Origin of the sequence: Rhodococcus sp. NCIMB 12038 (assembly GCF_002165735.1) — a bacterium.
In the GTDB taxonomy this organism is placed as follows: domain Bacteria; phylum Actinomycetota; class Actinomycetes; order Mycobacteriales; family Mycobacteriaceae; genus Rhodococcus_F.
Genome location: NZ_NHML01000099.1, coordinates 1 through 679 on the forward strand (window position 1 = coordinate 1; position 679 = coordinate 679).

At 64.7% G+C, this 679-nt stretch carries 1 protein-coding gene; it reads right to left on the bottom strand.

Translation table 11 applies throughout. The features are described from left to right. Positions 1-317 precede the first annotated feature (317 nt). The coding region (locus CA951_RS42150; RefSeq protein ID WP_143543226.1) for a transposase at positions 318-679 on the bottom strand (362 nt) is incomplete at its 5' end.

The window sequence follows — 679 nt, forward strand, 5'->3', positions numbered from 1 at the left end:
ACCTGGCTCACTCAAGATATTCTGGGACGCTCCGTGGGCACTCGCTGCGGTTGCCGGCAATTGTTGATGACCAACGCCTGCATGCTGATTCCTGCGATGGCCAGTGAAGTGGCCCACGGCTCCAAAAGTGGCTGGGCACGGTTATGAGGATGATCGCCGGATCGCGGCCGAAACGTTCGGTGGCTTCGACCGTCGCAAAATGGTTGACCAAGCTAGACGGCGCCTCTCTGTGTCAAGCCGAACCGGTGGCCCCGGTTGTAGGGTGGAATTTGGTGGGTCCGGGAAGTGACTGGTCCGAAGTGCCGGTGTGCGGGGTGTCAGCCGGCCGCGCAGGACGATAGAGCCGCCCCCGAGTGTCCTCCCGGGCCTGCCGCCAGCTCTGTCGCCGAGTCGTGGAGAAGTTGCCGATAGACGACGTCCGAGAGCCGCCTCTTCAAGCAGCGCAGTGCTTCCCTGTGACTCTTTCCGGCAGCGCGTTTCCGTTGGTAGTACGCACGGCCGGGTGTGTCTCGACCGATCTGGGTAATGGCCATGGTGTGCAGGGCGCAGTTCAGTTGCCGGTCTCCGGCGCGGGAAAGACGGTGGCGGACGATGTCGCCGGAGGACGCCTCGATCGGCGCGGTGCCGGTGTAGCTGGCGAACGCGGCGGCCGAACGGAACCGGTGGATCGAACCGGCCC